This is a genomic window from Natronococcus sp., assembly GCF_047921035.1.
Classification (GTDB): Archaea; Halobacteriota; Halobacteria; order Halobacteriales; family Natrialbaceae; genus Natronococcus.
Map to the genome: position 1 here is coordinate 1 of NZ_JBLRWX010000147.1, position 6,292 is coordinate 6,292.

Annotated in this window: 4 protein-coding genes; 1 reads left to right on the top strand and 3 read right to left on the bottom strand. The window is 68.7% G+C overall.

What is annotated here, in order from left to right; genetic code table 11:
• The 3 genes from ACNA7R_RS18805 to cobN all read right to left on the bottom strand — a co-directional run.
• On the bottom strand, positions 1 to 794 hold a 794-nt coding region (locus tag ACNA7R_RS18805; protein WP_416285049.1), incomplete at its 3' end, for a cobalt-precorrin-7 (C(5))-methyltransferase.
• Positions 791 to 1,561, bottom strand: a complete 771-nt coding sequence (locus ACNA7R_RS18810; RefSeq protein WP_416285050.1) for a precorrin-8X methylmutase — start codon at positions 1,559 to 1,561, stop codon at positions 791 to 793. The genes ACNA7R_RS18805 and ACNA7R_RS18810, both read right to left, overlap by 4 nt.
• A complete protein-coding gene (gene cobN / locus ACNA7R_RS18815) occupies positions 1,554 to 5,450 on the bottom strand; it encodes a cobaltochelatase subunit CobN (protein ID WP_416285051.1) in 3,897 nt (1,298 codons plus the stop codon). The genes ACNA7R_RS18810 and cobN overlap by 8 nt, the downstream gene beginning before the upstream one ends.
• Positions 5,451 to 5,484: 34 nt before the next feature.
• Between cobN and ACNA7R_RS18820 the strand changes: the two genes are divergently transcribed.
• Positions 5,485 to 6,292 (top strand): ATP-binding protein (locus ACNA7R_RS18820; protein ID WP_416285052.1); only part of this gene is annotated, 808 nt, incomplete at its 3' end.

Genomic DNA, 6,292 nt, shown 5'->3' on the forward strand with positions numbered 1-6,292 from the left:
ACCGGCCGTCGCACCGCGAGCACCACCAGATCCGAGAACGGGGTGTCCTCCCGGCTGTCGCCGCCCGCGTGGTCCGACAGCTCGGCCAGCGTGAACCGGTGGATCCGCTCGTCGTCGTGCGTTAGCTTCTCGCAGACCAGCGCCTCGAGTTCGGGGTCGGCGCCGCGCTCGAGCAGCAACGCGGCGAGGTCGCCGGGCATCCGATCGAACGGCCGCGGGAGCGCGAGCAGGTGGCGTTCGTCCTCGACGACGGCCGTTACGAGTCGGTCGACGTCGGCCTCGAGGTCGCCGCTCTTGTGGAGCGTAACGAACTCGGCGTCTTCGATCGGCGTTCGGGCCCGACTCGCGGCCACCTGCAGCGAGGAGATGCCGGGGACGATACGAACCTTCCGTTGGGACCCCTTCGAACGTCTCTGCACGGCGTCTTGTACCTTCCCGACGAACTGGTAGCCCGAGTGGTTCGGGTCGCCCATCGCGACCGCCACACCGCGCTCTCCGTCCGCGACCCGCTCGCCGAACGCCTCGAGTGCCTCGGCCTCGTCCCGGTAGCCGCAGGTCAGCAGGTCGGCGTCCGTCAGCTCCTCGACGAACTCGACGACCGTGGTAAAGCCGACGAGGACGTCGGCCTCCCGGATCGCGCGCTCGCCGCGAGGCGTGAGGTACTCGAGGTTCCCCGGCCCGACGCCGACGACGTAGACGGGGTCGTCGGCCGCTTCGTCGACGTCGGGCTCCGCGCTCCCGGCCGCGAACGTCGCCGGATCGGGGCCCGCCTCGAGGTCGTACTCGTCGCTCATCGCCCCTCGTCGTTCCCGGTCGCGCCGTCACTCGCTCGAGCAGCTCGCGTCTCGGCCGCGAGATCCAGCTCGAGCCCGTCCGTCCGCACGTCGCTCGCGACGTGGATCAGCTCGTTCGTCAGCGCGGCCGCCAGGCCGCTCCCGCCGCGGCGACCGACGTTCGTGATCGCCGGCACGCCGTACTCCGCGCTGACCTCGCGAACGCGCTGGCGGCTCTCCTCGGCTTTCACGAAGCCGACGGGCGTCGCGACGATCACCGCGGGGCGAGTTCCGTTCTCGATGCAGTCCGCGAGCGCGAACGCCGCCGTCGGCGCGTTGCCGACGACCGCGATCGCGCCGTCGTAGACGCCCCGCTTGTCGAGCTCGAGCACCGAGGCGGCGGTTCGGGTCATTCCCGTTTCCGCCGCGAGTTCGGCCCCGTTGCCGATCGCCTTGCGGGTCTCGCAGTCGTGGCCCCGGCCCGTAACCCCGGCTTTGGCCATCGTGATGTCCGTGACGATCGTCGCCTCCACGAGCACCGCGCGGGCGCCGGCACGGACGGGGGCGTCCTCGTCGTCGCCGAGTTCGTCGCTGCCGGTGAACTCGAGCAGGTGCTGGAACTCGATATCGCCCATCGAGTGGACCGACTTCTGGCGGACCCGATCGGCGAGTGTCTCGTCGGGGACGAATTCCCGGACGATGTCCATGCTCGTCTCGGCGATCTCCATGGCGTTCTCCGTCGTCGCCCCGAGATCGGCGTACTCCTCGTCGTACTCGCTTTCAGTCATCGTCGGACACCTCCGCGCCGACGACCTCGTTGGTCGTTCGGGCCTCGAGGTCGCCCTCGACGGTGAGGTTCAGGTCGCGCAGGCGGTCGACGGTCTCGTCGTCGGCGTCCCACAGGTCGCGCTCGATCGCCTCGAGCAGCGTGTCGGTGATGGACTCGAGGGCCCACGGGTTGACCTCGCGCATCCACGCTTGGCGAGCGTCGTCGAAGGCGAACTTCTCGGCGATCTCGGTCCAGAGCGTGTCCGAGACGACCCCCGTGGTGGCGTCCCAGCCCAGCGTCACGTCGACCGTCGTCGAGAGGTCGCCCGCGCCCTTGTAGCCGTGTTCTTCCATCGACTCGAGCCAGTCGGGGTTCAGCACCCGCGAGCGCATCGCCTTTCGGACCTTCTCCTCGTTGGTGTAGACCGAAACGTTATCGGGATCCGAGGAGTCGCCGACGTAGGAGGCGGGCTCCTCGCCCGCGATCTCGCTCACCGCCGAGATGAACCCGCCGTGGAAGGCGTACCAGTCCGAGGAGTCGAACTCGTCTTGCTCCATCGTGTCCTCGAGCTTCACGGTGGCGTCGACGCTCGAGAGGCGACGTTCGAAGGCGTCGTGGGCGTCCGAGACGCGTCCTCGCGAGCCCATGGCGTACCCGCCCCACTGGACGTACACCTCGGCGAGATCCGAGCGGTCGTCCCAGTTGCCCTCGTCGACGGCCTTGTTCGTCCCGGCGCCGTAGCCGCCCGGCTTCGTCGTGAAGACGCGGTGTTTGGCGGCCTCGCGGGCCTCGGACTCCGCCAGCCCTGCTTCCTGCTCGAACTCCGCGGCCTCCTCCTCGACGTGCTTCTTGACGTAGTTCATTTCGTGGGATTCGTCGAGGTCGACCACGGCGTCGACCGCGTCGTGGATGACCCCGGCCGCGGCGGGAAAGGCGTCCCGGAACAGCCCCGAGACCCGCGTCGTCACGTCGATTCGCGGCCTGTCGAGCTCCTCGAGGGGGATCGGTTCGACGTCGTCGATCCGACCCGCGTCGGTCCAGCTGGGTTCGACGCCCATCATCGCGAGCACCTGAGCAATCGTCTCGCCGCGGGTGCGAACCGTCGGAGTGCCCCAGGCGACGACGCCGATTTCTTCGGGATACTCGCCGTCCTCGGCGTGGTGACGCTCGAGCACTCCCTCCGCCACCTCGCGGCCGACCTGCCAGGCAGGTTTGGCGGGAACCTTCCGGGGGTCCAGCGTGTAGAAGTTCCGCGCGGTCGGCAGCAGGTCGACGCCGCCGCGGGTCGGCGCGCCCGAGCCGCCAGGCGGAACGTACGCCCCTGAGAGGGCGTCGGCGGTGCGAGGCACCTCGTTCTCCGCCCCCTGTACGCGGGGCTGGGCCTCCTCGCAGATGTAGGCCAACACCTCCCGGAGGTCGTCGTGGGCGCCTGACGTCGCGCGGGCGTCGCCGATCGTCTCGAGGTCGACGACGAGCAGGTTCATGTTCACCTCGTCCTCCGGTCCAGCACCTCGCTCGGACTCGGGAATGTCGAACCCGTGTTCGGCCAGCGTCTCGACCAGCTCGAGGCTCGTCTCCCGCACCTCGTCGGCGGCTTCGGCGTACGTCATCCCGAGGTCCTCGTCGTACTCGCCGGGTGCGTTCAGCATCGTCTCGTAGTCCACCCCGAGGACGCCCGCGACGCTCTCGCGCAGGCTCGGCGCGCCGGGATTCTCCAGGCGGGTGAGCGCGACGAGGTACTCGACGAGCCGGTCGTCCGCGGGCGGCTCGGACATCGTGTGGAGCCCCAGCCGGATCTGAGTCGACTTGACGTCGGTGAGGTACTCGTGGACGCGTTCGACGAGGTCGTCGATCTCGACCGTATCGCCGTCGACATCCCCCTCCGCGAGCGTGGAACCTGCTTCGTTCGGACCGCGGACGTCCGCCTTCTCGTCGATCGTCCCCGATATCCCGAGTTCGACGGCGAGGTCGAGCTCCTCGACCGTCTCCCGGATCAGCTCCTCGAGGTGCTCGCCGCTGTCGGCGCGGGCGTCCTCCATCCCGGCCTCGCGGTACTGGTTGGCGAGTTCCTCGAGCTCGGCTAGCTCGTCGTACGTTCCGGCGACCCGCATGACGGGCGTGAGGTAGTCGACGATCGCCGCGTACGACCGTCGCTTGGCCTGGGTCCCCTCCCCTGGGTTGTTGACGATGTACGGGTAGACGTTCGGCAGGTCGTCGATCAGCTGGTCGGGTGCGCTCTCTCCATTGAGCCCAACCGTCTTGCCGGGGAGCCACTCGAGGCTGCCGTGGGTGCCCAGGTGGACTACTCCGTCGGCGCCGAACTCGTTGCGCAGCCAGCCGTAGAACGCGTAGTAGTCGTGGGGCGGCTGCAGGTCGGAGTCGTGGTACACCTTCGAGGGGTCCATCCCGAACCCGCGCGGGGGCTGGACCGTGACGAGGACGTTGCCGAACTCGACGCCCGGAATCGCAAACGGCCGGTCGGGAATCTCGCCCCACTCCTCGCGGACGTGCTCTCGAAACCGCTCGTCGGCGTCGGCGAACCACGCCCGGTAGGTGTCGGTGGAGACGACGTCGACCGACAGCTCGCGGACGTCCTCGGGCGCGACCCACCGGTCCTCGAGGGTGAGCTGCGAGGTGAGCGTTTCGACGAGCGTCTGCCCGTCCTCGGGCGGTTCGTCACCGAGGTCGTATCCTCTGGCGTCCAGCTCCTCGAGCAGGTTCACGGTCGACTCCGGCGAGTCGAGCCCGAACGCGGTGCCGATTCCGTCGTCGCTCGGGGGGTAGTTGTGCAGGACGACGGCGACCCGTTTTTCCTCGTTGGGTGTGTACCGGAGCTCGGCCCAGTTCACGGCGAGCCGCGTCGCGTGGTCGATCCGGTCCTCGATCGGGAAGTGGTGTTTCGGCGCCGACCCGATCCCGGCCGCATCGTCGGTGCGTTCTTTCCCCGAGATGGGGTGCGTGATAACGTTGCCGTCGAACTCCGGCAGAGCGACCGAGAGCGCGAGTTCGAACCCCATCACGCCCGTGTCGCTGGATTCGTAGCGCGACCGGGACCGCATCGTCGTGACCGTCTGCAGGACGGGGACGCCGAGTCGGTCGAGGAAGACGTCCTCGGCCGAGTTACCCTCATCACTGGCGCTGCGGCCGCGCTTGTCCATCGACAGCGAGAACATAAACGAGGAGAGGACGGCGTCGACGACCGGTTGCCCCGCCCCGTCCAGCAGCCACTCGTCGGTCACCCACTCCGCATCTTCTTGTTCGTCCGTGTCCGTGGCGGGGTTACAGAAGATCGGCAGCGCGTTCGCCCCTTGCTCCTCGAGCGCCCGGACCTGGGCGTCGACGTAACGGGTGTTCTCGTGGGTCCAGTGGGACTCGTAGAACCAGACCGCCACGGTCGGCCTCCCCGGGTCGTGGGTCTCGAGCAGTTCCTCGTAGCCGATTCCCGGATGGTCGGGGTGGTAGACCCCCTCCGTGGGGAGTTCAGTCGGCTCCTCGTAATCGTCCTCCCGGTCGCCGTACTCGCTCGCGAGGAACCGACAGCAGTGCTCGACGTTGATCGTTCCGCCCCGCTCGAGGTACTCACAGACCCGCTCGCGGTGCTCGGCGGTGACCGTCGTGTCCTCGAGGGCGAAGACGTCGCCGGTCGCCTTGACGATCAGCGGGACGCTCGCCTCCTCGAGCGCGCCCGTCGCGTAGTCGTAGCCCGGCATGCTGTCCTCGGCGCCGTGCAGCCAAAGAATCGCTGCGTCGGCGTCGCGTAGTTCGTCGACGAACGCCTCGATCGCGGCCTCCTCGGCGAGGTCGCTCTCCGAGCGAACGACCAGTTTGACGTCCTCGAGGCGCCCGGCCGCACGTCCGATCGATCCGAGTTCGTTCTCCGTCGCGGTGTAGATCCCGATGCGTGTCATCGAATTTTTAAACCTCTATTGTATTAACGCAACTATGGTTGCAAACGCCGGGGGCAAAAAGCTGTCGTCGACCCCGTTTCCGGCGATCGTCGGTCAGTCGGAGCTCAAGCGCGTGCTACTGGCGGTCGCCGCGAACGGCGCGCTCGACGGCGCGTTGATCGTGGGCGAGAAGGGCACGGCGAAGTCGACCGCGGTCCGGGGACTCGCCGATCTCCTCCCCGAACAGCGCGCCGTCGCCGATTGCCGGTACGGCTGCGCCCCCGACAATCCGAGTCTGCAGTGTGCGGACTGCCGGGAGCGCGACTCCGACGAGCTGCCCGTCGAGACGCGGCTCGTGCCGCTGGTCACGCTCCCACTCGGAGCGACCCGCGATCGAGTCGTCGGGACGCTCTCGGTCGAGGATGCCCTCGCCGGCGAGGCCGAGTTCGATCCCGGGCTGTTGGCCCGCGCGAACCGCGGCATCCTCTACGTCGACGAGGTCAACCTGCTCGAGGACCACCTCGTCGACGTCGTTCTGGACGCGGCGGCCGGCGGCGTCAACACCGTCGAGCGCGACGGCATCAGCGTCTCCCATCCCGCAAACGTCACGCTGATCGGGACGATGAACCCCGAGGAGGGCGACCTTCGACCGCAGCTTCGGGACCGGTTCGCCCTCCAGGCGACCGTCGAGGGCTGCCGGGACGTCGCGGACCGGGTCGAGATCATCGACCGGGCGATCAACCGCGGGGCCGATCCGAATCCAACAGAGTACGCCGATGCCGTCGATCGACTCGGCGAGACGGTAGCCGGCGCGCGCGACCGCCTGTCCCGCGTCGAGCTCCCCGACGAGCTCAAACCCGAGA